General features: G+C 67.1%; 20 protein-coding genes, 1 tRNA gene and 1 pseudogene. 7 read left to right on the top strand and 15 right to left on the bottom strand.

Features of this window, described 5'->3' with window-relative positions; all coding sequences use genetic code 11:
- Positions 1 to 60: 60 nt before the first annotated feature.
- Together ACO2RV_RS07075 and pncB are read right to left on the bottom strand one after the other, a co-directional pair.
- Positions 61 to 1,233 carry an SH3 domain-containing protein gene (locus ACO2RV_RS07075; protein WP_423291257.1) on the bottom strand — a complete coding sequence of 391 codons (1,173 nt, stop codon included), beginning with the start codon at positions 1,231 to 1,233 and terminating at the stop codon, positions 61 to 63.
- A 595-nt stretch (positions 1,234 to 1,828) separates the two neighbouring features.
- Positions 1,829 to 3,121 (bottom strand): nicotinate phosphoribosyltransferase, encoded by a 1,293-nt coding sequence (pncB, locus tag ACO2RV_RS07070; protein ID WP_423291255.1) that lies wholly within the window; start codon positions 3,119 to 3,121, stop codon positions 1,829 to 1,831.
- A 223-nt stretch (positions 3,122 to 3,344) separates the two neighbouring features.
- Between pncB and ACO2RV_RS07065 the strand changes: the two genes are divergently transcribed.
- Positions 3,345 to 4,442: an alkene reductase gene (locus tag ACO2RV_RS07065; protein WP_423291253.1), complete on the top strand. Its 1,098-nt coding sequence runs from the start codon at positions 3,345 to 3,347 to the stop codon at positions 4,440 to 4,442.
- A gap of 6 nt (positions 4,443 to 4,448) precedes the next feature.
- On the opposite strand, the gene ACO2RV_RS07060 is transcribed toward ACO2RV_RS07065, so the two are convergent.
- The 8 genes from ACO2RV_RS07060 to ACO2RV_RS07025 all read right to left on the bottom strand — a co-directional run bounded on the left by ACO2RV_RS07060 (position 4,449) and on the right by ACO2RV_RS07025 (position 9,953).
- Positions 4,449 to 4,922: an HXXEE domain-containing protein gene (locus ACO2RV_RS07060; RefSeq protein ID WP_423291251.1), complete on the bottom strand. Its 474-nt coding sequence runs from the start codon at positions 4,920 to 4,922 to the stop codon at positions 4,449 to 4,451.
- Between the two features lie 49 nt (positions 4,923 to 4,971).
- Positions 4,972 to 5,865 (bottom strand): transglutaminase family protein, encoded by an 894-nt coding sequence (locus ACO2RV_RS07055; RefSeq protein WP_423291249.1) that lies wholly within the window; start codon positions 5,863 to 5,865, stop codon positions 4,972 to 4,974.
- A 54-nt stretch (positions 5,866 to 5,919) separates the two neighbouring features.
- Positions 5,920 to 6,150 (bottom strand): hypothetical protein, encoded by a 231-nt coding sequence (locus ACO2RV_RS07050; RefSeq protein ID WP_423291247.1) that lies wholly within the window; start codon positions 6,148 to 6,150, stop codon positions 5,920 to 5,922.
- A 79-nt stretch (positions 6,151 to 6,229) separates the two neighbouring features.
- Positions 6,230 to 6,424 (bottom strand): hypothetical protein, encoded by a 195-nt coding sequence (locus ACO2RV_RS07045; RefSeq protein WP_423291245.1) that lies wholly within the window; start codon positions 6,422 to 6,424, stop codon positions 6,230 to 6,232.
- A 266-nt stretch (positions 6,425 to 6,690) separates the two neighbouring features.
- Positions 6,691 to 6,766, bottom strand: a tRNA-Lys gene (locus tag ACO2RV_RS07040).
- A gap of 110 nt (positions 6,767 to 6,876) precedes the next feature.
- Positions 6,877 to 8,376: a tripartite tricarboxylate transporter permease gene (locus tag ACO2RV_RS07035; RefSeq protein WP_423291243.1), complete on the bottom strand. Its 1,500-nt coding sequence runs from the start codon at positions 8,374 to 8,376 to the stop codon at positions 6,877 to 6,879.
- Positions 8,377 to 8,391: 15 nt separating this feature from the next.
- A complete protein-coding gene (locus ACO2RV_RS07030; RefSeq protein WP_423291241.1) occupies positions 8,392 to 8,871 on the bottom strand; it encodes a tripartite tricarboxylate transporter TctB family protein in 480 nt (159 codons plus the stop codon).
- A 95-nt stretch (positions 8,872 to 8,966) separates the two neighbouring features.
- The gene (locus tag ACO2RV_RS07025; RefSeq protein ID WP_423291239.1) at positions 8,967 to 9,953 is read right to left on the bottom strand and encodes a tripartite tricarboxylate transporter substrate binding protein BugD; all 987 of its coding nucleotides are present in this window, start codon (positions 9,951 to 9,953) and stop codon (positions 8,967 to 8,969) included.
- A 204-nt stretch (positions 9,954 to 10,157) separates the two neighbouring features.
- Between ACO2RV_RS07025 and pabB the strand changes: the two genes are divergently transcribed.
- The 3 genes and pseudogenes from pabB (at position 10,158) to ACO2RV_RS07010 (ending at position 13,080) form a co-directional block, all read left to right on the top strand.
- Positions 10,158 to 11,573, top strand: coding sequence for an aminodeoxychorismate synthase component I (gene pabB / locus ACO2RV_RS07020; RefSeq protein WP_423291237.1), 1,416 nt, complete (start codon positions 10,158 to 10,160; stop codon positions 11,571 to 11,573).
- Positions 11,570 to 12,130: pseudogene (locus ACO2RV_RS07015) on the top strand (anthranilate synthase component II); the annotation flags it as partial. The gene pabB and the pseudogene ACO2RV_RS07015, both read left to right, overlap by 4 nt.
- A 143-nt stretch (positions 12,131 to 12,273) precedes the next feature.
- Complete coding sequence (locus ACO2RV_RS07010) at positions 12,274 to 13,080, top strand: aminotransferase class IV (protein WP_423291235.1); 807 nt, start codon at positions 12,274 to 12,276, stop codon at positions 13,078 to 13,080.
- A 3-nt stretch (positions 13,081 to 13,083) separates the two neighbouring features.
- Here the strand turns inward: ACO2RV_RS07010 and ACO2RV_RS07005 are convergent, their stop codons facing one another.
- Entirely contained in the window at positions 13,084 to 13,812 is a 729-nt protein-coding gene (locus ACO2RV_RS07005) for a DUF930 domain-containing protein (RefSeq protein ID WP_423291233.1), read from the bottom strand.
- A gap of 387 nt (positions 13,813 to 14,199) precedes the next feature.
- Between ACO2RV_RS07005 and ACO2RV_RS07000 the strand changes: the two genes are divergently transcribed.
- Positions 14,200 to 16,047: a DUF6600 domain-containing protein gene (locus ACO2RV_RS07000; RefSeq protein ID WP_423291231.1), complete on the top strand. Its 1,848-nt coding sequence runs from the start codon at positions 14,200 to 14,202 to the stop codon at positions 16,045 to 16,047.
- A 70-nt stretch (positions 16,048 to 16,117) separates the two neighbouring features.
- Here the strand turns inward: ACO2RV_RS07000 and ACO2RV_RS06995 are convergent, their stop codons facing one another.
- Together ACO2RV_RS06995 and ACO2RV_RS06990 are read right to left on the bottom strand one after the other, a co-directional pair.
- Positions 16,118 to 17,704 (bottom strand): 2-isopropylmalate synthase, encoded by a 1,587-nt coding sequence (locus ACO2RV_RS06995; RefSeq protein WP_423291229.1) that lies wholly within the window; start codon positions 17,702 to 17,704, stop codon positions 16,118 to 16,120.
- A 334-nt stretch (positions 17,705 to 18,038) separates the two neighbouring features.
- Positions 18,039 to 19,613 (bottom strand): DHA2 family efflux MFS transporter permease subunit, encoded by a 1,575-nt coding sequence (locus tag ACO2RV_RS06990; protein WP_423291227.1) that lies wholly within the window; start codon positions 19,611 to 19,613, stop codon positions 18,039 to 18,041.
- Here ACO2RV_RS06990 and ACO2RV_RS06985 point away from each other — a divergent pair.
- Positions 19,549 to 19,707, top strand: coding sequence for a hypothetical protein (locus ACO2RV_RS06985; RefSeq protein ID WP_423291573.1), 159 nt, complete (start codon positions 19,549 to 19,551; stop codon positions 19,705 to 19,707). The genes ACO2RV_RS06990 and ACO2RV_RS06985 overlap by 65 nt on opposite strands.
- An 82-nt stretch (positions 19,708 to 19,789) precedes the next feature.
- Here ACO2RV_RS06985 and ACO2RV_RS06980 read toward each other — a convergent pair whose 3' ends face one another.
- On the bottom strand, positions 19,790 to 20,983 hold the full coding sequence (locus ACO2RV_RS06980) for an HlyD family secretion protein (RefSeq protein ID WP_423291225.1): 1,194 nt from the start codon (positions 20,981 to 20,983) through the stop codon (positions 19,790 to 19,792).
- Between the two features lie 130 nt (positions 20,984 to 21,113).
- Here ACO2RV_RS06980 and ACO2RV_RS06975 point away from each other — a divergent pair, with 130 nt between their 5' ends.
- Positions 21,114 to 21,761, top strand: a complete 648-nt coding sequence (locus ACO2RV_RS06975) for a TetR/AcrR family transcriptional regulator (RefSeq protein ID WP_423291223.1) — start codon at positions 21,114 to 21,116, stop codon at positions 21,759 to 21,761.
- Between the two features lie 193 nt (positions 21,762 to 21,954).
- On the opposite strand, the gene ACO2RV_RS06970 is transcribed toward ACO2RV_RS06975, so the two are convergent.
- Positions 21,955 to 23,172 carry a class I SAM-dependent methyltransferase gene (locus tag ACO2RV_RS06970; RefSeq protein WP_423291221.1) on the bottom strand — a complete coding sequence of 406 codons (1,218 nt, stop codon included), beginning with the start codon at positions 23,170 to 23,172 and terminating at the stop codon, positions 21,955 to 21,957.
- Positions 23,173 to 23,204 lie beyond the last annotated feature (32 nt).

The following is a 23,204-nucleotide window of genomic DNA, read 5'->3' as shown; positions in this document are numbered from 1 at the left end:
CACCTTCCCCGCCGGCTCGGGTTCAATCATTGATTCAGGATGTTACCGCGCCTGCGTCGTTCACTGCGGCGCTGCGTCCGCCTGTCGGGCGGAGCGGGCATCGACGAAGCTCTTGTAGATGAAGCCCCGCTTGCCCTCGACGATGACCTCGCACCAGCCGTCACAGGCGACGAGATCGACCTTCTGGCCGCTCTGCAGGTTGCCGATGGCGGCGGCGCCGCGCTTCGGCTCGGAGCGCATGGTGACGGAGGAGCGGATCGTCACCGTGCCGACCGGATCGCCCCCGAAAACGGCCTGGGCCGGGGCTTCGCCATCCGGCGCATCGTCGGCCGCCGATTCGGCATCGGCCGCATGGGCTGCGGTGGAACCGGCGTCGGCGGGCGCGGCGGCGGCAACCGGGCGGGCCGGCGGCAGCGGTGCTTGTTTGGGCAGAGCCGCCGCCTTGGGCGCCTCGCTCGCCGCGAGGGTGGCATCGGCATCGCCGGAATCGGGAGATGCGAAAGCCGCAGCGCTGGCCGGAACCTTCGGCCGCGGCGACGTGTCGAACACCGGCTCGGCGTTGCGCAGCAAGGGCTGGGGAACGTCGGCCACGATGGCGGCCACGTTGGGAATCGTTGCCGGCGCGGGCGCTGCGCCGATCGCGAAGGCCGGAGCCGCGGGAGGGGCGGACGCCTCCACTTCCGGCGCCGGAGCCGAGACCGCGGCCAGGGGCACAGAAGGCGCCACGCTGGCGATAGCGGCGTTACCGATCGCCTCGGGCGCGACCTTGGCTTCCTCGCGACCGACCACGGACTGCAGCGCCATGGCCCCGCCGCCGGCCAGGGCCATGCAGACGGTCAACACGCCCAGGCGTTTCCAGGTGATGACGTCGGATGACGTCGAACGGCGGCGGCGAGTGACGACCTCGCCCTCGCGCGCCGCGCCGAAACCACGCCGCCTCGTATCGGCAGCAGCGATCGCCGCGAGCGGAACCGGCGTCGCCGCCCGCGCATTGATCGGCTTGCCGGCCTCGGTCGGCGGCACCGCCGAAGCGGCATCGGCGGACGCCGTAGCGGCGCGCGGCGCGGAGGGAGCGCTTGCGGCACCCGCAGCGGCGGGGCGGCCGGCGAACATGTCGCTCACCTCGCCGAGCGCGGCGATCTGGTTGCGGACATCCGAATAGGGGGGCGGCGCGGGCCGGTTCGGCGGGGCAGGCCGGCGCGGCGGCACCGGACCGGGAGCGGAGGTGGCCACGGCTGGAGCCGCCGTCTCGCCAGCGCTCCGGTCGGCGGCGCCAGAGGCGGCAGCGTCATCGGAACCGCCTTTGCGAGCCGCCTTCTCCTGCTCGAGAGAGTTCAAAATTGCGCGGAAATCGCTGACAAGTGTCGATGAAAGGCCCGTACCGCGCGGCTCTTGCGATGAAGTCGACATGGCGCTGGTCACTCTACCGGAGGCTTGAGGACAGCAGCGCAGCTGAACGGCACGCGCGACAGGCACAGTTCGGAATCGGAAGGCACGAAAGTCTCGGCAGCGGATCGGGGCTCCGACGGGCAGCGCCATTCGGCGCCGGCAGTCATCCACTCGGTTTCACGGTGCTGGACACTTCGCATGCGTTATTTCCGGTTCTTGGCGAACCCTTGCAGGTCCGCTTCCACTCGACTCTGGCTTTCCGCTTCGCACGCTCCGGCGCGCACATTAACCGCAGCAGCCGGCTTGGTGCAAGAAAGCCACATCACTGATTTTTAAGATTGACCACGGATTGCGGCAACTCTGGGCCCGATTTGACAGCCCCCACCCGTTGTTTACTCGAATACCTCCAAACTGAGCCGTTATTCACACCCCACCCGCCTCACACAAGGGCGGCGCGAGCGAGCTTCGGCGCCTCGCCGAACACCCGCTCATAGCGGGCGATTTCCTCCGGCGGCCCCATCGCCTTGGTCGGATTGTCGGAGAGCTTCACGGTGGGTCGACCGTCGGCGGAAATGACCTTGCACACGATCGATATCGGATCGAGCCGGCCATTCCGGCCAAAGCCGCGAAAATCGTTCGTCAGCAACGTTCCCCAGCCGAAGCCCATCCGCATGCGGCCCTCGAAATGACGGAAGACGCGCTCAATGTCGTCGATGTCGAGTGCGTCGGAGAAGATGGCGAGCTTCTGCGTCGGGTCCTGCCCGCGCGCGCGCCACCAGGCGATCGCTTCCTCGCCGCCCTCGATCGGATCCTTGCTGTCGATGCGGATGCCGGTCCAGCCGGCGACCCAGTCCGGCGCATTGGCGAGAAAATTGGTCGTGCCGAAGGTGTCGGGCAAAATGACGCGGAGGTTGCCCTCATAGTCCTTCTGCCAGTCGGACAGCACCTTGTAGGGCGCCTCGGCCAGCTCCGCGTCCGAATCGGCCAGCGCGGCATAGACCATCGGCAGCTCGTGCGCGTTGGTGCCGGTCGCCTCCACTTCGCGCCGCAGCGCGATCAGGCAGTTGGAGGTGCCGAGGAAGCTCTCGCCCAGCCCCTCCATCATCGCCTGCACGCACCAGTCCTGCCACAGGAAGCCGTGACGCCGGCGGGTGCCGAAATCGGCGACATTGGCGCCGCCCAGCGCTTTCAGCCGCTCGACCTTCTTCCACACCCGCGTCATCGCCTGGGCATAGAGCACCTGCAGCTCGAAGCGCCCCATGCTGCGCAGTACCGCGCGCGAGCGCAGCTCGTTGATGATGGCGAGCGCCGGGATTTCCCACATGGTGGTCTCGATCCACGGCCCTTCGAAGGTCAGCTCGTACTGGCCGTCGCGCTTTTCGAGGTGATAGGCGGGGAAGCGGAAGCCTTCGAGCCAGGCGATGAAGTCCGGCGAGAACATCTGGCGCTTGCCGTAGAACATATTGCCGCGCAGCCAGGTGGATTCCCCGCGCGTCAGCGCCAGCGAGCGCACATGGTCGAGCTGCTCGCGCAGTTCCCCCTCGTCGACGAAATCGGCGATGCGCACGCTCCGGGTACGGTTTATGATGCCGAAGGTCACGCGGGTCTGGAAATGGCGGCGATAGATCGTCTGCGCCATCAGCAGCTTGTAGAAATCCGTGTCGAGCACGGAGCGGACGATCGGATCGATCTTCCAGGTGTGGTTGTAGACGCGCGTGGCGATGTCGATCATGCGGAAGAGGCCCCGTTGCCCGGCCGCCCCTTCTAGCCGATGCCGGCCCCAATCTCCTAGCGCGCTCCCGGCGGCGGTCGACAGTCAGGTGTGAAAGCCGGCTTTCGCTGCATTGCGAAAAGACCGTGCGTTCGCCCCTTGGAACCCGGCGCGCGGCGCTTAAATCTGTTTGCGAAGCGCGTACCCGAATAGGGGCGACGCACCAAACGCACAGGAGTTGACCTTGGCTACCACCAAGTCCCTGTTCGACAGCTATCGCCTCGGCGACATCACGCTGTCGAACCGCATCGTCATGGCCCCGCTGACGCGCAACCGCGCCGTCGAAGGCCTCGTCCCCTCCCCGCTCGCCGTCGAATATTACGGCCAGCGTGCCAGCGCCGGCCTCATCATCACCGAGGCGACGCAGGTCTCCGACACCGCCCAGGGCTATCAGGACACGCCCGGCCTGTTCACCGAAGCACAGGTCGAGGGCTGGAAGCGCGTCACCGACGCGGTGCACGCGAAGGGTGGGCGTATCTTCGTCCAGCTCTGGCATGTCGGGCGCGTCTCGCATCGCTCGCTGCAGCCGGGCGGCGCCGCTCCACTCGCCCCCTCCGCCATCCGGGCCGAGACCAAGACCTATGTGAACAACGGCTTCGCGGAAGTCGACGCGCCCCGCGCGCTGACGCTGGAAGAAATTCCCGGCATCGTCGACGACTTCCGCAGAGCGTCGGCCAATGCCATCCGCGCCGGCTTCGACGGCGTCGAGATCCACGGCGCCAATGGCTATCTCATCGACCAGTTCCTGCGCGACGGCGCCAACCAGCGCACCGATGCCTATGGCGGCTCGATCGAGAACCGCACGCGCTTCCTCAAGGAGGTACTGGCCGCCGTGATCGGCGAGATCGGCGCGAACCGCACCGGCATCCGCCTCTCCCCGGTAACGCCGGCGAACGGCCTGTCGGACAGCAACCCGCAGGCGTTGTTCAACCATGTGCTCGACGTCGTGGAGAGCCTGCACCCGGTCTATGTGCACATGATCGAGGGGGCCACCGGCGGTCCGCGCGACATCGTCCCCGGCTTCGACTTCGAGGCGCTGCGCACGCGCTACAGCGGCACCTGGATGGTCAATAACGGCTACGACAAGGCCATGGCCGAAGAGGCTGTCGCCGCCGGCAAGGCCGACCTCGTGGCCTTCGGCAAGCCGTTCGTCTCCTCGCCGGACGCGGTGGAGCGTCTGCGCCGCGGCGTCGCCTTCAACGAGCTGGACCGCGACCACCTTTATGGCGGTGGCGCCAAGGGCTATGTCGACTACCCGACGCTGGAGAGCGCCGGCGCCTGAGCCGCGTCACGGGGCCTGCCGGAAATAGGGCAGGCCCCTCAGCCGCAGCATGACGACGGGATAGGCCATCAGCAGGGCGCCGATCAGGATGGAGCCGATGACCGCGCCGGTGGTGAGCAGGCCCTCGGCGGCGGCCGAGACGTAGACGCCGAGACCAACCGGATAGAACAGCGCGACCGCCGTGAAAGCGCCGGGTGAAAAGCGCCCGCGCGTGGTGACCATCGGCAGAACATGGAAGAAGGTGGCGTTGATGATCATCAGCGCCGCGAAGGCCAACGGTGCCAGCGGCAACAGGCCCACCATCTGCGCCTGCGCGAAGCCGAGCACCACGACGGCGGCGTTGGTGAGATAGAAGTCGCTCCACTCGACCGGCAGCTTGATCACCGCGCGCGCCCAGTTGCGCCAGTCGAACGTATATTCTTCCAGGATGTGAAGCGTGTAGGCGAGCAGCGCCAGCCACGCCCAGAGCTGAAAACTCATGCCGTCCCCTCCCCGCCCGAAACCGGCGAGAAGGGTAATCCGCTCAGGCCTAGGCGGCTAGAGCTTCCGGCGCGAGCGCCCGCACCGTCACATCGACATTCATGCCGAGATAGTCGCCGACCAGCCCGGTGAAGCCGCCCGCCACCGGCACCGCCTGGCTGGGATCACGGGTGACGGCGACGCGGATCAGGTTGTCGGCGGCGATCGTGCCGTTGGTCGGGTCGAATTCCACCCAACCGGCGCCCGGCAGGTAGATGTCGGCCCAGGCATGGGTAGCACCGGCGCCGACCACCGCCGGCGCATCGCCGTCCAGCGCGGGATCGTAGAGATAGCCGGTGACGAAGCGGGCGCCGAAGCCGAGCGCACGCGCCGCCTCGATCAGCAGCAGCGCGAAATCGCGACAGGAGCCCGTGCCGAGCCGCAAGGTCTCCAGCGGCGCCTGCGTGCCTTCCTCATGACGGAGATTATAGGAGAAGCCGTTATGGATGCCGCTGTTGAGGTCGGCGAGCAGCGCCATCGTATCGGTCGGGCGCGCGGCGACGAACCCCTTGGCCCACTGTTCCAGCTCATTGCCGGGATCGGGGTAATGGCAGTCCAGCATGCGGCCGAGGTCGATGCGGTCATCCGGGGAATAGACGAAGGGATATTCCCTGGCGCTGTCCTCGATCTCGAACACCGGCGCGCCGATGCCGTAGCGCTCCAGCGTCAGCACACTTTCGATCTTCAGCTGGCTGGCGGGTTCGAGGAAATCGACCACCGCGACGGAATTGCCGAACACGTCATGCAGCCAGCGCACATTGGCATGCGGCGAGAGCGAGAGCTCGGCGCTGACCACCCGCAGGTCGTGGCTGTCGCGCGGGCGCAGCATCAGCCGGTGCGGCTGGAACACGACGGGATTGGCGTAATCGTACTGCGTCACATGACGGACGGTGAGGGTCTGCATCGAGCTTCTTTCCGAAAAATGGCCGCGCACGAGAGCGTGGTGAATGGGCGCGGCTCAGCGTCCGTAAATCCGCCCGGCGGCAAAGGCCAGCAGCGCGGTGGCAACCAGCATGTTGAAGGAATAGCGCCGCTCCGGACGGGCGACACCCGTCACCGGCAGATCAGCCGGCGCGGCAACCCTGAGCGGCTTCGGCGATGCGCCCGGCCGTGTCGCCGCCGTTGCGCCCCGGCTCGATGCCGCCACCACTTCGTCTGCTCCGTTGGAGCCGCCCTTCATGTTCGCCATCATCGTTCTCCCGGCCCGGAAAGCCATGTCGCGGGAGTAACGCGCCAGAAGCTGAATCGTTCGCCATTGGACGCGCGGGTCAGATGCGCCCGGTGAGGAAGGCCAGCATTTCCACCGGTCCGCGTGCGTTGAACAGCGTCACCTGCCGGCCGCCGCACATGTCGCAGCGCAGACGCGGCGCCGGCTCGTCCGGCCCCGGTGCAGCCAGAGCGTTCTGGTCGCCGCGGGCCACCGCCGAGCGACGGCCGCAGCGCCGGCAATGGGCGCAGAGCATGCTGCCTGAATGTTCGATCTTGCGGTCCTCCGAGAACCGGCATCAAGCGCCAGCATGACCTGCCCCACCATATAGGCATGAAAACCCGCAATGCACGGGGTCTCGGTGCCGCGCATGCGCACAGAGGATGAGCGCCTCTTCGCGGCCTGTGACTTGGGCGAAGTGAAAGTCGTCCGGTTGATATAGGCCCGGAACGGCCTGAAGACCTGACGGGGAGGATCAATCCTCACCGCCGAAAACCACCAAAATTCCATCGACCGGAGATTTGGTGGGCGCACTAGGGCTCGAACCTAGGACCCGCTGATTAAGAGTCAGCTGCTCTACCAACTGAGCTATGCGCCCTTGCCGCGCGGCGTTGCCTTGCGAACGGGGGGTCGTGTAGCAGAGGCATCCGGGCCTGTCCATAGCGACAGCCCCGCTTCCTCATCTTTCCCCAACAGCCCTGTGGACACTCACTCCTGGAACGCTTCTTCGCGCTTCTTGCGCACCGAAGGCAGCAGCACGACGACGAGCGCCAGCGCCGCCAGCGCCAACATGGTGGCGGAGATCGGCCGGGTGAAGAACACCGTCGGGTCGCCGCGCGAGATCAGCATGGCGCGCCGCAGATACTCTTCCAGCATCGGGCCGATGATGAAGCCGAGCAGCAGCGGCGCCGGCTCGCAGTGCAGCTTCACCAGCACGTAGCCGACGATGCCGAACAGGGCCATCGTGTACACGTCGATGCCGTTGTTGTTCACGCTGTAGACGCCGATGCAGCAGAAGCCGACGATCAGCGGGAACAGGATGTGGTACGGCACGGTCAGCAGCCGCACCCAGATGCCGATCAGCGGCAGGTTCAGCACCACCAGCATGAAATTGCCGATCCACATCGAGGCGATGATGCCCCAGAACAGGCTCGGCTGCTCGTTGACGACATTCGGGCCCGGCACGATGCCCTGGATGATCAGCGCGCCGATCATCAGCGCCATCACCGGATTTGAGGGGATGCCGAGGGTGAGCATCGGGATGAAGGAGGTCTGCGCACCGGCATTGTTGGCCGCCTCCGGACCGGCGACGCCCTCGATCGCGCCCTTGCCGAACTTCTGGGGATGCCGGGAGATCTTCTTCTCGATCGAATAGGCCGCGAAGGAAGAGAGAATCGCGCCGCCGCCCGGCAGGATGCCGAGGAAGGAGCCGAGGAAGGTGCCGCGCAGGATCGGGCCGAGGATGCGCTTGACGTCGTCCTTCGACAGCAGCAGCCCCTTCACCTTCTGCACCGTCACCGTGCGTGTGTGCTCGTCCTCGAGATTACGGACGATCTCGCCGACGCCGAACACGCCCATCGCCAGCGCGACGAACTCGATGCCGTCGGCCAGTTCCAGCATGTCGAAGGTGAAGCGCGGCGTGCCGGTGTAGACGTCCTGGCCGGACAGGCCGAGCAGGATGCCGAACACCACCATCGCCAGCGCCTTGACCACCGAGCCGGAAGCCAGCGCCACCGAGGCGACGAGGCCGAGCACCATCAGCGCGAAATATTCCGGCGGTCCGAATTTCAGCGCGAGGTCGGCCAGCGGCGGGGCGAACACGGCGAGCAGGAAGGTCGCGACCGAACCGGCGAAGAACGAACCGAGCGCGGCCGTGGCCAGTGCGGCGCCGGCGCGGCCCTGCCGCGCCATCTGGTAGCCGTCGATCGCGGTGACGACCGAGGAGCTCTCGCCGGGCAGGTTGATCAGGATGGCGGTGGTGGAGCCGCCATATTGCGCGCCGTAATAGATGCCCGCGAGCATGATCAGCGCCGCCACCGGCGGCAGGCCGAAGGTGATCGGCAGCAGCATGGCGATGGTCGGCACCGGGCCGAGGCCCGGCAGCACCCCGATCAGCGTGCCGAGCAGCACGCCCAGGAAGCAATAGGCAATGTTCTGGAAGGTGAAGGCGACGGAAAAGCCGAGGGCAAGATTGTCAAAGATTTCCAAGGTACCCGCTCCCGATCAGTAGCCGCCGAGCCACGGCCCGAGCATGGGCAGCGGCAGGCCGAGGCCCTTGATGAACACCGCCCAGGAAAAGGCGACCATGATGCCCGCCGAAACGAGTCCGGTGACAAGGTTGAACTTCTGGCTGGCCAGCGCCGAGATGAAGACGGCAAGTCCCATGGCCGGGCCGAGGCCGAGCGGGCGAATGCTCAGGCCGAACAGCACTACGGCCAGCGTGACCAGCGACAAGGCACGCCACGGCCAGTGGCGGAAATGAATGCCGCCGTCATGCTCGGAGGGAAGGGCGATGCCGGTGATCAGGACGATAAGGCCGAGAAAGGCCAGCAGGCCGGAAAGGATCATCGGGAAGTAGCCCGGCCCCATGCGGATGGCCCGCCCCAGGGGCAGATCCAGGCCCTGCCATGTGAACAGGGCCGCGGCCGCTATCAGCAGCAATCCGGTGGCGACGTTCCTCGGGTTTTTAACGAAACGCGTCATACCCGCCCCTACCTTCCTCAACTCAATACAGCTGTCCGCCCGCCCCGCCGGCCCGATGGGGCGGCAGTGCGGGCGGACCTGACTGCTGTGTCATTCTAGTCGGCGAAGACGCCGGCCTGCTCGATCACCGGCTTCCACTTGGCGACTTCCGCCGCGAGGAATTTCTGGTGCACTTCCGGGGTGGCACGGTCGAGGGCCACCGGCTCGGTGCCGAGATCGGCGAAGCGGGCAATCACCTTCGGGTCCTGCAATGCCGCGACGAGCGCCGCGTTCAGCTTGTCGATCGCCGCCTTGGGGGTGCCCTTCGGCGCGTACATGCCGTGCCAGACGGCAACCTCGAAGCCCGGCAGCCCACCTTCCTTGAAGGTCGGAATGTCCGGCAGCGACTTCAGGCGGTTCGGGGTGGTGACGCCATAGGCCTTCACCTTGCCGGCCTTGATCTGCCCGGTGGTGTTGGTGGTCTGGTCGCACATGAGGTCGATCTGGCCGCCGACGAGGTCATTCATCGCCGGACCCGTGCCCTGATAGGGAACGGTGGTCATCTGCGTGCCCAGCGCCGACATGAACAGCATGCCGCACAGATGCGAGGCCGAGCCGACGCCGGCATTGCCGTAGATCACCTTGTCCTTGTTCGCCTTCACATAGGCGATCAGGCCCGGAATATCCTTCGGCTCCAGGCCGGACTTGGCGATCATGGTCATCGGCACGTCGGTGACGAGGCCGACTTCCTCGAAGTCCGTGAGCACGTTGTAGGGCAGCTTGCGGTACAGCGTGGCGGAGGTCGCCTGGCCGATATGGTGCAGGAGAACCGTGTAGCCATCCGGCGCTGCCTTGGCGACCTGGCCCGCGCCGCGGGTGCCGCCGGCGCCGCCGACATTCTCGACGATGACCTGCTGGCCGAGCGAGCGCGACATCGATTCCGCGACGAGGCGCGCCACCGTGTCGGTGGGGCCGCCGGCCGCGAACGGCACAACCATGGTCACGGTGCGGTTGGGAAAATCCTGTGCGCTGGCGGAGCCGAACGATGCGGCGGACAACGCCAGGGCGGCGAGCGCGACCGCTGCCGACTTCAACTTCCTCATACGTCCCTCCCGAGACTATCTTGACGACGTTTTTCACGCATCTGGCGCTGCGGTCAGGACCGTCGCCAGTTTGAGCGTCTAAGCCATCATCCGCGTGCCTGAGCGTCAAGTGGCCGTTTGGCCAATAGCTCCTTGATGATCAGGTGTTTTCGTCTTTGCGCGACCGTTCTAGGAAGACGACGCACGAGGTCCCATATTCAGCCCATGATTCAGGAACCGCCTCCGCTCGTCGTCGAGATCGCCTTCCAGGACCCCTGGCAGGCCGCGCGCCGGCTCGCCGGCGGCGGGGGGGCGCGCGCGGACGGGCTCGTCTTCCTCGACAGCGCGATGACGCATCCGCTGCTCGGGCGCTGGTCCTATGTGATGGCGCAGCCCTTCGGGCGCTTCCGCGTCGAGGGCGGCGTGGCGCGCTGGAACGGCGAGCGCGAGGCCGATGCCCCGCTCGACGCGCTGCGCGCACGCCTGAAAACTTATGCCCAGCCCCGCCTGCCGGGCGACGCCGCCTTCCAGGCCGGCGCGGCCGGCTATATCGCCTATGAGGCTGGCCGGCTGTTCGACCGTTTCCCGACCGCCGCGCCGGAGGCGGGCGAAGGCCCGGAGATCGACCTCGGCTTCTACGACCTCACCCTCGCCTTCGACATGGCGGGCCGGCGCGCCTTCGTCATCTCGACCGGCTGGCCGGAGAGCGACCCGGCGCAGCGCTCCCGCCGCGCACGCGAGCGGCTGGAGGACGCCACCGCCCGGCTTGCTGCTCCCCTGCCCGAACTCGGCGCCACGGTCGCCGCCGATCGCTGGCGCTCGAACTTCGAGGCCGAGAGCTACAAGGCGGCGGTCGGAAGGGTCATCGAGTACATTCGCGCCGGCGACATCTTCCAGGCCAACTTCACCCAGCGCTTCGAGACGGAGATCGGCGAGGTCGACCCGTTCGCCCTTTACGACCAGTTGCGCCGCGCCAACCCGGCGACCTTCGCCGCGCTGATCGTGAACGAGGACCGGACCATCGCCTCCTCCTCACCCGAGCGCTTCGTGAAGCTGACGGGTGCGCAGGTCGAGACGCGACCGATCAAGGGCACGGTGCCGCGCTCCGTCGAGCCGACGCTCGATGCCTTTCGCGGGCGGGAACTCACGACAAGCGAGAAGGACCGCGCCGAGAACGTGATGATCGTCGACCTCCTGCGCAACGATCTCTCGCGCGTGTGCCGTCCCGGTACGGTGAAGGTGCCGCGCCTGTGCGGGCTGGAGACCTATGCCAATGTGCACCACCTCGTCTCGGTGGTGACGGGGACGCTGGAGGAAGGGCGCGACGGGCTCGACCTGATGGCGGCGTCGTTCCCCGGCGGCTCGATCACCGGCGCGCCGAAGATCCGCGCCATGGAGATCATCCACGAGCTGGAGCAACGCCCGCGCGGCGTCTATTGCGGCTCCATCGGCTATATCGGCTTCGACGGCACGATGGATTTCAACATCGCCATCCGCACCGTGACGGTGGAGGGGGGTGTGGCGAGCTTCGGCGTCGGTGGGGGCATCACCACCCTGTCCGATCCCGTCGCCGAATATGAGGAAAGCCTGACCAAGGCGGAAAGGCTGTTCCGCACCTTCAAGCCGGAGGGTGCCGCATGATCCTGCTGATCGACAATTACGACAGCTTCGTCTTCAACGTCGCGCGCTACCTCACCGAACTCGGCGAAGACGTGCAGGTGATGCGCAACGACGCGCTGGACCTCGACGCGATCGAGCGCCTGCGCCCCGCGGCGCTGGTGATCTCGCCCGGCCCCTGCTCGCCCAACGAGGCGGGCGTCTCGCTCGACGCCGTGCGGACTTTCTCCGGCCGCCTGCCGATCCTCGGCATCTGCCTCGGCCACCAGTGCATCGGCCAGGCCTTCGGCAGTCGCGTGGTGCGGGCGAAGGAACCGATGCACGGGCGCGCCTCGCAGGTGCGCCATGTCGGGACGGGCGTGTTCGAGGGACTGCCCTCCCCCTTTCCCGCCGGGCGCTATCATTCGCTCGCGGTGGAGCTGGAAGAAGGCTCCCCGCTCATCGCCACCGCCTGGAGCGAGGATGGCGAGATCATGGGCCTCGCCCATCGCGAGCACCCGACCTATGGCGTGCAGTTTCACCCGGAATCCGTGCTCACCGGACCCGGCTACGAATTGCTGGCGAATTTCCTGCGGCTCGCCGGCCTGCCGGTCCGGTCGTCGGTGCGGCCGGCCGTCAGCGGGGTGGACGAGGAACCGCGCGCCTATCCCCCGCTGCTCGCATCAGCCGCCCTGCCGACACCGGACTGGGCCAAGGTGTGGCCCGCGCGATGGGGCAGCGAGCGGTGAGCCCCGTTGTGTCGGCGGCAGATCGCGGCTTCACCCTCGGCGACGGCGTGTTCGACACGGCACTGGCGCTGAACGGGAAAGTGTTCGCCCGCGAGCGGCATATCGTCCGCCTGATCGACGCGGCGCGGACCATCGGCATCGAGGTGGACCGGCGCCGCATCGAGGATGCGATCGACGCGGCACTGACCGCCGCACCGGCGATCATCCGCACCACGCTCACCCGCGGCACCGCGGCGCGGGGTCTGTGGCCCGCCAGCGCCGGCGCGCCGACGGTTCTCGTGACCACCTCGCCCTGGAGCCCGGCGCTGCTCGGCCAGACGGCGCGGCTGGTAACGGCGAGTGGCCGGCGCAATGAGTTCTCACCCACCGCGAACCTCAAGACGCTGGGCTATCTCGACCACATTCTCGCCGCGCGCGAGGCGGCCTTGGCCGGCGCCGACGACGCACTGATCCTCAACACACAAGGCCGCGTCGCCTGCTCGGCCATCGCCAACATCTTCGCTCTGGTCGAGGGAACGCTCGTCACCCCGCCGCTCAGCGAGGGATGCCTGCCCGGCATCATGCGGGCGCTGGTGATCGAGATGGCTCCCGCGCTCGGCTTTGCGGTGGCGGAGCGGCCGCTCCTCCCGGAGACGCTCGCCGGCGCGGAAGCGGTGTTCCTCACCAATTCGGTGCGCGTCATCCGTGCCGTGACGGCGCTGGATGGACGCGAATTCGCCGAGCACCGGGCCATTGCCCGGCTGGCGGAAGCCTTGAAGGCCCGCCTAACCGCCGAATGCGGCGACCTACCTGCCCCGGCCTGAACTTCAGTGCACTGCCGGCAGATTGTCCGCCACCCATTCCTCGCGCGGGATCGCCGACCCGACGTGGAAGGCGAAGCCCACGACCTTGCCCAGACCCGCATCCAGCTCGCACTGGTACGACACCTCGTACCAGTTGCGCGCGCTGCGGAAGGCGCCGCCTTGGGCGATGAGCGTGTGGCCCTCCATCCGCGTATCGGAGCGCGCATAGTCGACCAGACGGTCGGGCTGGAAGTCCTGCCGCCAGGCATGGATCTGCTCCATCGCCTCAAGGTTGCACAGCTGGGCCACGCGGTCCTCCTCGACGAGCCGGCCGAGCTCCCGCCGCAGCCCACGGCTGCGTGGATTGGCGAGCGCCTGTTCGGACAGCATCTGCGAGGGGTGCATCATATCGGGCGGCCCGAGCGGTGCGACGGCCTCCGGCCTGACAGGAGAAGGCTGCGCGGCGGCCGGGGTGGCGGCCTCTCCCGACGGCTCCGCAGCGGCGGAGGGCAAGGACGGCGGCGGACGGAACCGCGCGTCGAAATCGCGGGCGCTGATGACCTCGGTCTCGACCGCATTCTCCGTGGGGGGCGACAGCGGCGACGATATGGCGAGCAGGGCCGCCGCAGTGACCAGCGCGGCATGGAGTGCCAGCGAGGCGATGAACTCGGTCGGCACGGCGCGGACCGGCGGACGTCGCCCGGTGGACCAGCGCAACCCCGCATCCGCACCGGCGAGCGTTGGCGCAGTCACGGAGATCGTCATGCAGGACGGTGCGTTGTGAGGCGAGACATGGGCAAGCGCGGTCCGCTGGCGTGAACCGCAAGTTTGGCTAACGCGCCCGGCATCTTTGTGGCAGGCGCCTCCGAGCCTGTGGAGGTGACGCCTGACACGCAGACACCGCCCCCAACGATTATTTGGAAGGCACGCCGAATCAATGAACAACAGCGAGCTTGAATGCCAGCGCTCAGTGTAATTAAAATTCAGATAGTCTCATGACACCTTTAAAACACAGTTTTGACACGATCTATAGCGGCTGTTCATGTCCGATTAATTTTCAATCTGCCAAATCTATATTTGAAACCATAATGAGGTGGGGACGTTAGACGTACCCACCGTGGATCGCACGAGGTGCCTGCCATGCTTCGTTTCTATCGTCCGCTGCTCGTCGCGGGCCTCACCGCGGGCCTGCTCGCCACCAGCGCCATGCTGCCCGCCTCTGCGCAGAACGGGCCGCCCGATTATGCCACGCAGGCGAACGCGCCCCTCGACGTGAACGTGTTCTACGATCAGCTGGGCCGCTACGGCACCTGGGTGGAGCACCCCGACTATGAGTTCGTCTTCGTCCCCACCAATGTCGGACCGGACTGGCGCCCCTATCAGGAAGGCCGCTGGGTCTGGACCGACCAATATGGCTGGTACTGGGAATCCTACGAGCCGTTCGGCTGGGCGACCTACCATTACGGGCGCTGGGGATATGACCCGTCCTATGGCTGGTTCTGGGTGCCCGGCGACACCTGGTCGCCGGCCTGGGTGACCTGGCGGCGCGGCGGCGGGCGCACGGGCTGGGCGCCGATCGCGCCGGACCGTCCGGGATACGCGCTCGGCCGGGCGAACTATTATGCGCCGCCGGTCGCCGAGAGCTGGGTCTTCGTCGAGGACCGCTACATGGCCGAGGAAGACCTCGCCATCTATGTCGCGCCGATCCCGCAGACCAATGTGTTTCTCGCCGCAGCACCGGACTATTATGAGCCGAGCTGGGATGACGGCTACTACGTCAATCGCGGCTTCGGCTACGATGTTTATGATGGCCGTATCCGCGACCGCCTCTACACCCGCGATGTCGTCTTTGTCGAAAACCGCGACGACGTGTTCTATGGCAACGGCCAGCTCGGAATCTTCGCCCCCGCCATCGCGATGGGCAACCGGTTCGGCCCGCCGCCGCGTTATGAGCGCCGGCTCAATCCGGGCCAGCGGGCGATCATCCGCCAATATGTCGACGCCGATCGCGACCCGCGCGGCGTGTTCGCCCCCTCCGCCGCCCTGCTGAATGTGCTTGAGCCCAACCAGCGGAGCGCGCTCCGGCAGGCCCGCTTCAACCAGCCCGACCTGTATCGCCAGCAGATGCAGAAATTCGAGCAGCAGCGCGCGACCCGGCTGGAGGAGATGCGCCGCAACGCGATGGCGCGCAACGCGCAGATCGCGGCTCAGCAGCAGCAGCTGAACGATCAGCGCCGCGCGCGGGCCGACCGCGTGCGCCAGCAATATCTCGAGCGGGCGCAGCGCATGCAGGGCAACCCCGGCATGCCGGGCTATCGCCCGGCCGTCGCCCCCGGCAGACCGCAGAACGCTCCGAATGCCGCCCAGCAGGACGCGATGCAACGCCAGCGCGCGCAACAGGAGCAAATCCGCGCCCAGCAGCTGCAGAACCAGCAGCAGGGGGTGGAAGCCCAGCGTCGCGCCGCCGAGCAGCAGCAGCGGGCTCAGCAGGAACGCGCTCAGCAGGCGCAGCAACTGCGCGCCCAGCAGCAGCAACAGGCCGTGGAAGCTCAGCGCCGCGCCGCCGAACAGCAGCGGCAGATCCAGCAGCAGCGGGCAGCTCAGCAGCAGGCCGTGCAGCAACAGCGGGCAGCCCAGCAGCAGCAGATTCAGCAGCAACGTGCGGCCCAGCAGCAAGCTGCGCAGCAGCAGCGGGCCGCGCAACAGCAGCAGATCCAGCAACAGCGCGCCGCGCAGCAGGAGAAGGCCCAGCAGGCGCAGCAGCTGCGCGCCGCCCAGCAGCAACAGATCCAGCAGCAGCGCGCGGCGCAGCAGCAAGCCGTGCAGCAGCAGCGCGCCGCGCAACAACAGCAGATCCAGCAGCAGAGGGCGGCCCAGCAGCAGCAGATTCAGCAGATGCGCGGGCAGCAGCAGCCCCCGCAGCAGCAGCAGCCGCGCCGGCCCGGCAATGCGGATCCGAACCAGCCGCTGCCTCCGGGCGCCCAGTAAGCCGGACTTCCCAAACAAAAACCCCGGCCTCGCGGCCGGGGTTTCGTTGTTCCTACAGGCTGTTGTGAGCTTATTCGGCGGCCGGCTGGGCCTGCGCGTTGAGGCTCTGGCGCTTCAGCTGCAGCTTGTTGAGCGCGATGATGTAGGCCTGCGCCGAGGCGACCAGCGTGTCCGGATCGGAGCCGCGCCCGGTCACCGCCTTGTCGCCGTCCTCCAGCCGCACCGAGACTTCCGCCTGCGCGTCCGTGCCCTCGGTCACCGCGTGCACCTGGTAGAGCGCCAGCTTGGCGGTGTGCGGCGCGATGGCCTGGATGCAGTTGAACACCGCGTCCACCGGACCGTTGCCCTCGCATTCCTCGGTGATGACGACCCCGTCGACCGCCATCTTCATGGTGGCGCGCTGCGGCCCGTGGCTGCCGGCGATCACGCTGAGCGAGACCAGCTTCATGCGGTCATGCGCGGCGGCGATCTCCTGATCGACCAGCGCCTCGATGTCCTCGTCATAGACCACCTTCTTGCGGTCGGCGAGGTCCTTGAAGCGGGTGAAGGCATCGTTCAGCGCGTTCTCGCCCAATTCGTAGCCGAGCGCCTTCAGCTTGTCGCGGAAGGCGGCGCGGCCGGAGTGCTTGCCCATCACCAGCGAGGTCTTCGACACGCCGACGCTTTCCGGCGTCATGATCTCGTAGGTGGTGTTGTTCTTGAGCATGCCGTCCTGATGGATGCCGCTCTCATGGGCGAAGGCGTTCCGGCCGACGATGGCCTTGTTGTACTGCACGGGGAACGACGTCACCGCGGAGACGAGCTTGGAGGCGCGCGTCACCATGGAGGCGTCGATGCCGGTCTCATAGGGCAGCACGTCGCCGCGGGTGCGGATCGCCATCACCACCTCTTCCAGCGCCGCGTTGCCCGCGCGCTCGCCGAGGCCGTTGACGGTGCATTCGATCTGCCGCGCGCCGCCGGCCAGCGCCGCCAGCGAGTTGGCGACCGCCAGGCCGAGATCGTCGTGGCAGTGCGCGGAGAACACGATCTTCTCCGGGTTCGGCACGCGGTCGAGCACGCGCGCACGGACCTCGCGGAACATCGCCTCATATTCCGACGGCGTGGCGTAGCCGACCGTGTCGGGCAGGTTGATCGTGGTGGCGCCGGCCTTGATCGCGGTCTCGACGCAGCGCGCGAGATAGTCGATCGGCGTACGGGTGGCATCCATCGCCGACCATTCGATGTCGTCGATCAGGTTGCGCGCCTGGGCGACGGTCGCCGTGATGATGTCGATCACCTGCTCCTGCGTCTTGCGCATCTGGTGCTCGAGGTGGATCGGCGAGGTGGAGACGAAGGTGTGGATGCGCGGGCGGCGCGCATGCTTCACCGCCTCGCCGGCGCGGGCGATGTCGGCGGGAATGGCGCGGGCGAGACCGGCGATCACCGCGTTCCTGGTGCGGCGGGCGATCTCGGCGACCGACTCGAAATCGCCATTGGAGGCGATGGGGAAACCGGCCTCGATGACGTCGACGCCCATGGTGTCGAGGAGGTCGGCGACCTGCAGCTTCTCCTCGAAGGTCATGGAGGCGCCGGGGCACTGCTCGCCGTCACGCAGGGTGGTGTCGAAAATGATGACGCGGTTGCCATGATCGGCGTTGGAATTGCTGGCGTTGGACATTGGAGCTTCCTTCTTGTCTCCGGCGCCGGGTGCCACGCTTGCGGCATTGTCCCTCGGACATCGTCCGGCGCAAATCTGTCATTCAGGCGGATCGTACAGTGGAGGCGTCGTCCCCTGAGCGCCCAGGCATAAGCCCGGCCGGCCCTCAGGGGCGGCTAAGAAGAAGGAGCCCGGACGCAATGAGAGCCTTCCCCGTGAACCGCAGGGCGGCCGGGGTCGCGGAATAGCAGCGGACGGACGAATGCGTCACGGCTCGGCTCTCGCGAGGTTACTCTCTGGAAAAGTTCTTTAGCCGAGCGGCGGCACGACGGCAAGCGCGTCGTGCATGCCGGGCTCAGTGCCCGCCGCCACCGCCCTTGTTGACCGGCCGGCTCATCAGCGGCGAGGCGAACAGGAGCGCGACGAACAGCACCGTCAGCACGAGGAAGACGTCGGAGAAGGCCATCACCTCGGCCTGGATGCGCACCTGCCCCGCCATCTTCTTCAACGCCGCCACGTCGGCGTCCGAGCCGAGCGCGGAGAGCGAGCGGGTCATGGTGTCGAGCCGCTCGACCGCCACGGCGCTCGCCCATTGCACGTTCTCGTGCAGGCGCGCGAGATGCAGGTCCCAGCGGTCGTTCAGCACGGTGTTGATGAGTGCGAGGCCCACCGCGCCGCCGAGATTGCGCATCAGGTTGAACAGGCCGGAGGCGTTCTTCAGCTGCGCCGGCGGCAGCGTGCCGAGCGAGATGTTGTTGATGGGAATCATCGCCATCATGATGCCGACGCCGCGCAGGATCTGCGGCACCAGAAGCTCCCAGAAGTCCCAGTCCTTGGTCAGTCCCGTGACCTGCCAGGTGCCGAGCGCGAAGGCGCCGAAGCCGAAGGCGATCATCGCGCGCGGATCGACCTTGCCCATCAGCCGCCCGGCGATCGGCGCGCAGATGAACATGGCGAGGCCGGAGACGAACATGGTCTCGCCGATCATCAGCGCCGAATAGCCGCGCACGCGCGCCAGGTAGAGCGGGTAGAGGTAGGTCAGCCCGTAAAGCCCGATACCGACCACGAAGCTGAACGCCGAGCCGACGGCGAAATTGCGATTGGCGAAAGCCCGCAGATCCACCACCGGCTCGCGCGCCATGAACACCCGCGCGAAGAAGGCGATTGCCGAAAAGGTGCCGACCACGGCGAAGAAGAAGATCGCTTCATCCTCGAACCAGTCATTGGTCGGCCCCTCCTCCAGCACGAATTCGAGGCTGCCGAGGAAGCCGGCCATGAAGATGAGGCCCCACCAGTCGAAGCGGTCGAGCAGCGCGAGGTCCGGCTCGTCGAAATCGACCAGCATCGCGGTGGTGACGACGACGAAGATGCCCGGCACGATGTTCACCAGGAACAGCCAGTGCCAGGAGAACAGGTCGGTGAGATAGCCGCCGATGGTCGGGCCGATGGTCGGCGCCAGCGTCGCCACCAGGCCGATCAGCGGCGCGACGACGGACTGCTTCTCCTTGGGGAAGACCGAGTAGGCGGCGGCGAACACGGTCGGGATCATGCCGCCGCCGAGGAAGCCCTGCAGCGCGCGATAGACGATCATCTGGTTGATGCTCGTCGCCGTCGCGCACATGAAACTCATGACGGTGAAGCCGACCGCCGAGGCAACGAACAGCCAGCGCGTCGACAGGGCGCGCGACAGGAAGCCGGAGAGCGGGATCATCACCACCTCGGCGATGAGGTAGCTGGTCTGCACCCAGGAAATCTCGTCGGACGAGGCGGCGAGACCGGCCTGGATCTCCGCCAGCGAGGCCGAGACGATCTGGATGTCAAGGATCGCCATGAACATGCCGAACACCATGCAGAGGAAGGCGAACATGCGCCGTCCCTCCGACGAGGCCGCCCGCGGGGCGGCTCCTGCTGTGCTGGTGATGTCCGACATGGTCGTCGTCCTGTTGGTGGCGCCGGGGGGCAGCGGCCCCTATCACTTTCCCTCTCCCCGTCGGGGAGAGGTGGCCCGCGCAGCGGGTCGGTGAGGGGTGACACGATTGCGAAGCGTCGAGCTCCCTCACCCCACCCCTCTCCCCACCGGGAGAGGGAGTATCGTCCTCTGCGGCCCTACTTCCCGTCTGTTCCCGTCCGCGTGTCGACGGTGGCGACCACCGACATGCCGGGGCGCAGTTCCGCCTTGTCACGGGCGGCCTCGTCGAGCTCGATGCGCACGGGAACGCGCTGCACGATCTTGGTGAAGTTGCCGGTGGCGTTCTCCGGCGGCAGCAGGCTGAACACCGATCCCGACGCCGGCGCGACGCTGACCACGCGGCCGTGGAACTCCTCGTCCGGATAGGCGTCGACCTCGACATTCACCTTCTGGCCGGCCTGCAGCCTGCCAAGCTGCGTCTCCTTGAAGTTGGCGTCGACATAGACCTTGCGGATCGGCACCAGCGCGATGAGCCGCGTGCCGGCCTGCACCAATTGCCCGACCTGAACGGCGCGGTTGCCGACGATGCCGTCGAACGGCGCGCGGATGACGGTGAAATCGAGGTCGCGCTGCGCCTGATCGCGCGCGGTCCGCAGCTCGGCCAGCGTGTGCGCGGCCTCGTTGCGCTGGGCCTCCAGCACCGCGATGTTGGCCTCGGCGGAGGTGACGGAGGCCTTGCCGGCATCGACCGCCGCCTGCGCCTTGTCGCGGTCGGCGCGGGCATTGTCGAGCGTGGCGCGGCTGGAGAATTGCGACTTCACCAGCTCCGACTGGCGGCCGAGCTCAAGCTCGGTGCGGTTCAGCTCGGCCTGGTCGGCGACGAGCTGCGCCTTGGCCTGGTCGACATTGGCGCGCGCCGCCTCGATCTGCTGGCCGTAGCGGTCGATGGCCGCCTGCTGCGTGGCGATCTTGCCCTCCGCCGCCTTGAGCGCCAGCGCGTAGTCGCCGTCGTCGATGCGGGCGATGACATCCCCGGCCTTCACGGGCTGGTTGGCCTCGACCTCGACCGCCACGATATGACCGCTCACCTTGGCGGCGAGGACGGAGGTGTCGGCACCGACATAGGCGTCATCGGTCGCGACGAGGAAGCGCCCCACGCGCCACCAGTCGAGGCCGTAATAGCCGCCCCCCGCGAGCGCGGCGAGAAGGATGGCGCCGAACACCAGCTGCCGGCGCGAGCGCTTCGGCTTCGCGGGTGCATCGAGCGGCGCGGCCGAGGTCTGCGAGGGCGCCGCTTCGGCCTTGCGGCGCGTCGTGAGCGGCACCGGCTCGGCGCCCTGCGGACGCTCCGGTTCGAGAACTTCCATCGCCTTCAGGCCGGATTGAGCCATGGCTGCCTCACCTGTCACAAACTAAACTGTTTAGTTCACTTGTCGCTTTACATATCAAACTAAACCGTTTAGTCAATCTCTTTGACAGAGAGGGGCTCCACGCCCTATGCACTGGGGCCAAGAGGTGGCCATGAGCATTACCGAATCCGATACCGATCGCGCCGCACCGCGCGCCGAGCCCGAATCCACGAAGCGCCGCGACATCATCGACGGCGCGCGCCGCGTGTTCTTCGACAAGGGCTTCGACGGCGCCAGCATGGACGAGGTGGCCAAGGCCGCCGGCGTTTCCAAGGCGACGATCTACGTCTACTTCAGCAGCAAGGAAGAGCTGTTTGAGGCGCTGGTGCTGAACGACCGCGCCCGCTCGGCCGAACATCTCTTCGAGGTCGACACCTCGACCGGCGATGTCGCCAGCGTGCTGCGGCGAATCGGCATCTCCTTCATGACCATGATGGTGCAGCCGGACCACATCCGTCTGGTACGCATGGTCATCGCCGTCGCCGAGAAGTTCCCTCGCGTGGGGCGCTCTTTCTTCGACGCCGGCCCCTGCCATGGCGGCCAGCGCCTCGCCGCGCTGCTGCGCCAGCAGGCGGATCTCGGTCGCCTCGTGCTGGACGACGACCTCGCCGACGCGCACCTGTTCCTCAACATGTGCCAGGGCAAGCTGGCCAAGGAGCTGCTGTTCGGCAACCCGACGCCGCCGACGCCCGCGCAGATCGAAGAAACCGTCGACCGCGCGGTGCGGGTGTTCCTCGCGGCCTATGGGGCGAAGGCGTAGGACGGCATTCGCTGGTAAGTAAGGCTCCCTGGAGACTCACTCGCGGATTACCGTCATCCTGAGGTGCGAGCACAGCGAGCCTCGAAGGATGGTCGCTCAGGTGCGCCCGAATGAACATCCTTCGAGGCCCGGCCCTTGGCCGGGCACCTCAGGATGACGTTCGCTCTGGGGCGTGGCGGTGCGACGTGCTTTCTCAAGCCCTCGCCAGCGCCCTTTCCTCATCCACGATGAAATCGCGGATCACCGGAACGTCGTCGCGCTCGTTCGACAGCAGCAGCTGGAACACCATGTTCGAGCCGTGCAGGAAACCGAGCTCGACCGCGACGAGATAGAATTCCCACATGCGGGCGAAACGCTCGCCCATCATCTCCACCACCTCGGGGCGCCTGGCCTCGAAGTTCAGCCGCCAGTGGCGGATGGTCCAGTAATAGTGCAGCCGCAGGATCTCGCAGTCGGCCGTCCACAGGCCGACGCGCTCCAGCGAGGTGAACACCTCCGACATGGCCGGCACATAGCCGCCGGGGAAGATGTACTTGCGGATGAACGGTGCGGTGGTGCCGGGCGGCGACATGCGTCCGATGGCGTGGATCATGGCGAAGCCGCCGGGCGCCAGCAGCCGCTTGATGGTCGAGAAATACTCGTCGAAATGGTTCACCCCGACATGCTCCATCATGCCGACGGAGACGATGCGGTCAAAGGTGCCGGTGAGGTCGCGATAATCGCGCTCGAAGAAGGTGATGCGGTCGAGCACGCCCGCCGCCTCGGCACGCTTCTTCGATTCCGCCAGCTGCTCGGTGGCGACGTTGATCGCGGTGACATGCACGCCAAGCTTGGCGAGATAGATGGCGAGCGCGCCCCAGCCCGAGCCGATCTCCGCCACCCGCATGCCGGGCTCCAGCTTCAGCTTCGCCGCGATGTGGCGCAGCTTGGCCTGCTGGGCGTCTTCGAGCGAAGTCTCGGGCGTGGGAAAATAGGCGCAGGAATAGATCATCTGGCTGTCGAGCCAGAGCCGGTAGAATTCGGGCGGGTGGTCGTAATGGCTCTGGGCGTTCTTGGCCGACTTTCCCAGCGGGTTCGACTGGTGCCAGCGCTTGAAGGCGCGCCAGCCGCGCCGCAGCGCCTGCTGCACCGGATGCGAGGCGAGACCACGCCGGTTGATCGAGAAGAGATAGAGGAAGTCGTACACCGTCGAGCCGTCCTCGAAGCTCAATCGGCCGTCCATATAGGCCTCGGCCGACACCAGCTCGGGATTGAAGAACAGCTCGCGGTCCAGCTTCTCGTCGTGCAGTTGCAGCACGACCGAAGGACCGTCCTGCCCGGTGCCGAAGGAGGTGCGCTGGCCGTTCGGCTCGATGACGACGAGCCGCCCCTTGTGGACGAAGCGCTTCAGGAGATGCGGGAGAAAACGCATGGACGATACAACACTCTCGACGGCCGGGGTCT

The sequence above is a fragment of the Ancylobacter sp. VNQ12 genome, assembly GCF_049445835.1.
GTDB lineage: Bacteria > Pseudomonadota > Alphaproteobacteria > Rhizobiales > Xanthobacteraceae > Ancylobacter.
This window is presented reverse-complemented; position numbering and strand designations above follow the sequence as displayed.

Coding starts and splice junctions, on each gene's coding strand:
- pncB (WP_423291255.1), bottom strand. CDS start 3,121: ATGATCGACATCGCCACGCGCGTCTACAACCACACCTGGAAGATCGAT.
- ACO2RV_RS07060 (WP_423291251.1), bottom strand. CDS start 4,922: ATGAGTTTTCAGCTCTGGGCGTGGCTGGCGCTGCTCGCCTACACGCTT.
- ACO2RV_RS07055 (WP_423291249.1), bottom strand. CDS start 5,865: ATGCAGACCCTCACCGTCCGTCATGTGACGCAGTACGATTACGCCAAT.
- ACO2RV_RS07050 (WP_423291247.1), bottom strand. CDS start 6,150: ATGGCGAACATGAAGGGCGGCTCCAACGGAGCAGACGAAGTGGTGGCG.
- ACO2RV_RS07045 (WP_423291245.1), bottom strand. CDS start 6,424: ATGCTCTGCGCCCATTGCCGGCGCTGCGGCCGTCGCTCGGCGGTGGCC.
- ACO2RV_RS07030 (WP_423291241.1), bottom strand. CDS start 8,871: ATGACGCGTTTCGTTAAAAACCCGAGGAACGTCGCCACCGGATTGCTG.
- ACO2RV_RS07025 (WP_423291239.1), bottom strand. CDS start 9,953: ATGAGGAAGTTGAAGTCGGCAGCGGTCGCGCTCGCCGCCCTGGCGTTG.
- pabB (WP_423291237.1), top strand. CDS start 10,158: ATGATTCAGGAACCGCCTCCGCTCGTCGTCGAGATCGCCTTCCAGGAC.
- ACO2RV_RS07000 (WP_423291231.1), top strand. CDS start 14,200: ATGCTTCGTTTCTATCGTCCGCTGCTCGTCGCGGGCCTCACCGCGGGC.
- ACO2RV_RS06995 (WP_423291229.1), bottom strand. CDS start 17,704: ATGTCCAACGCCAGCAATTCCAACGCCGATCATGGCAACCGCGTCATC.
- ACO2RV_RS06985 (WP_423291573.1), top strand. CDS start 19,549: ATGCGCCGTCCCTCCGACGAGGCCGCCCGCGGGGCGGCTCCTGCTGTG.
- ACO2RV_RS06990 (WP_423291227.1), bottom strand. CDS start 19,613: ATGTCGGACATCACCAGCACAGCAGGAGCCGCCCCGCGGGCGGCCTCG.
- ACO2RV_RS06980 (WP_423291225.1), bottom strand. CDS start 20,983: ATGGCTCAATCCGGCCTGAAGGCGATGGAAGTTCTCGAACCGGAGCGT.
- ACO2RV_RS06975 (WP_423291223.1), top strand. CDS start 21,114: ATGAGCATTACCGAATCCGATACCGATCGCGCCGCACCGCGCGCCGAG.
- ACO2RV_RS06970 (WP_423291221.1), bottom strand. CDS start 23,172: ATGCGTTTTCTCCCGCATCTCCTGAAGCGCTTCGTCCACAAGGGGCGG.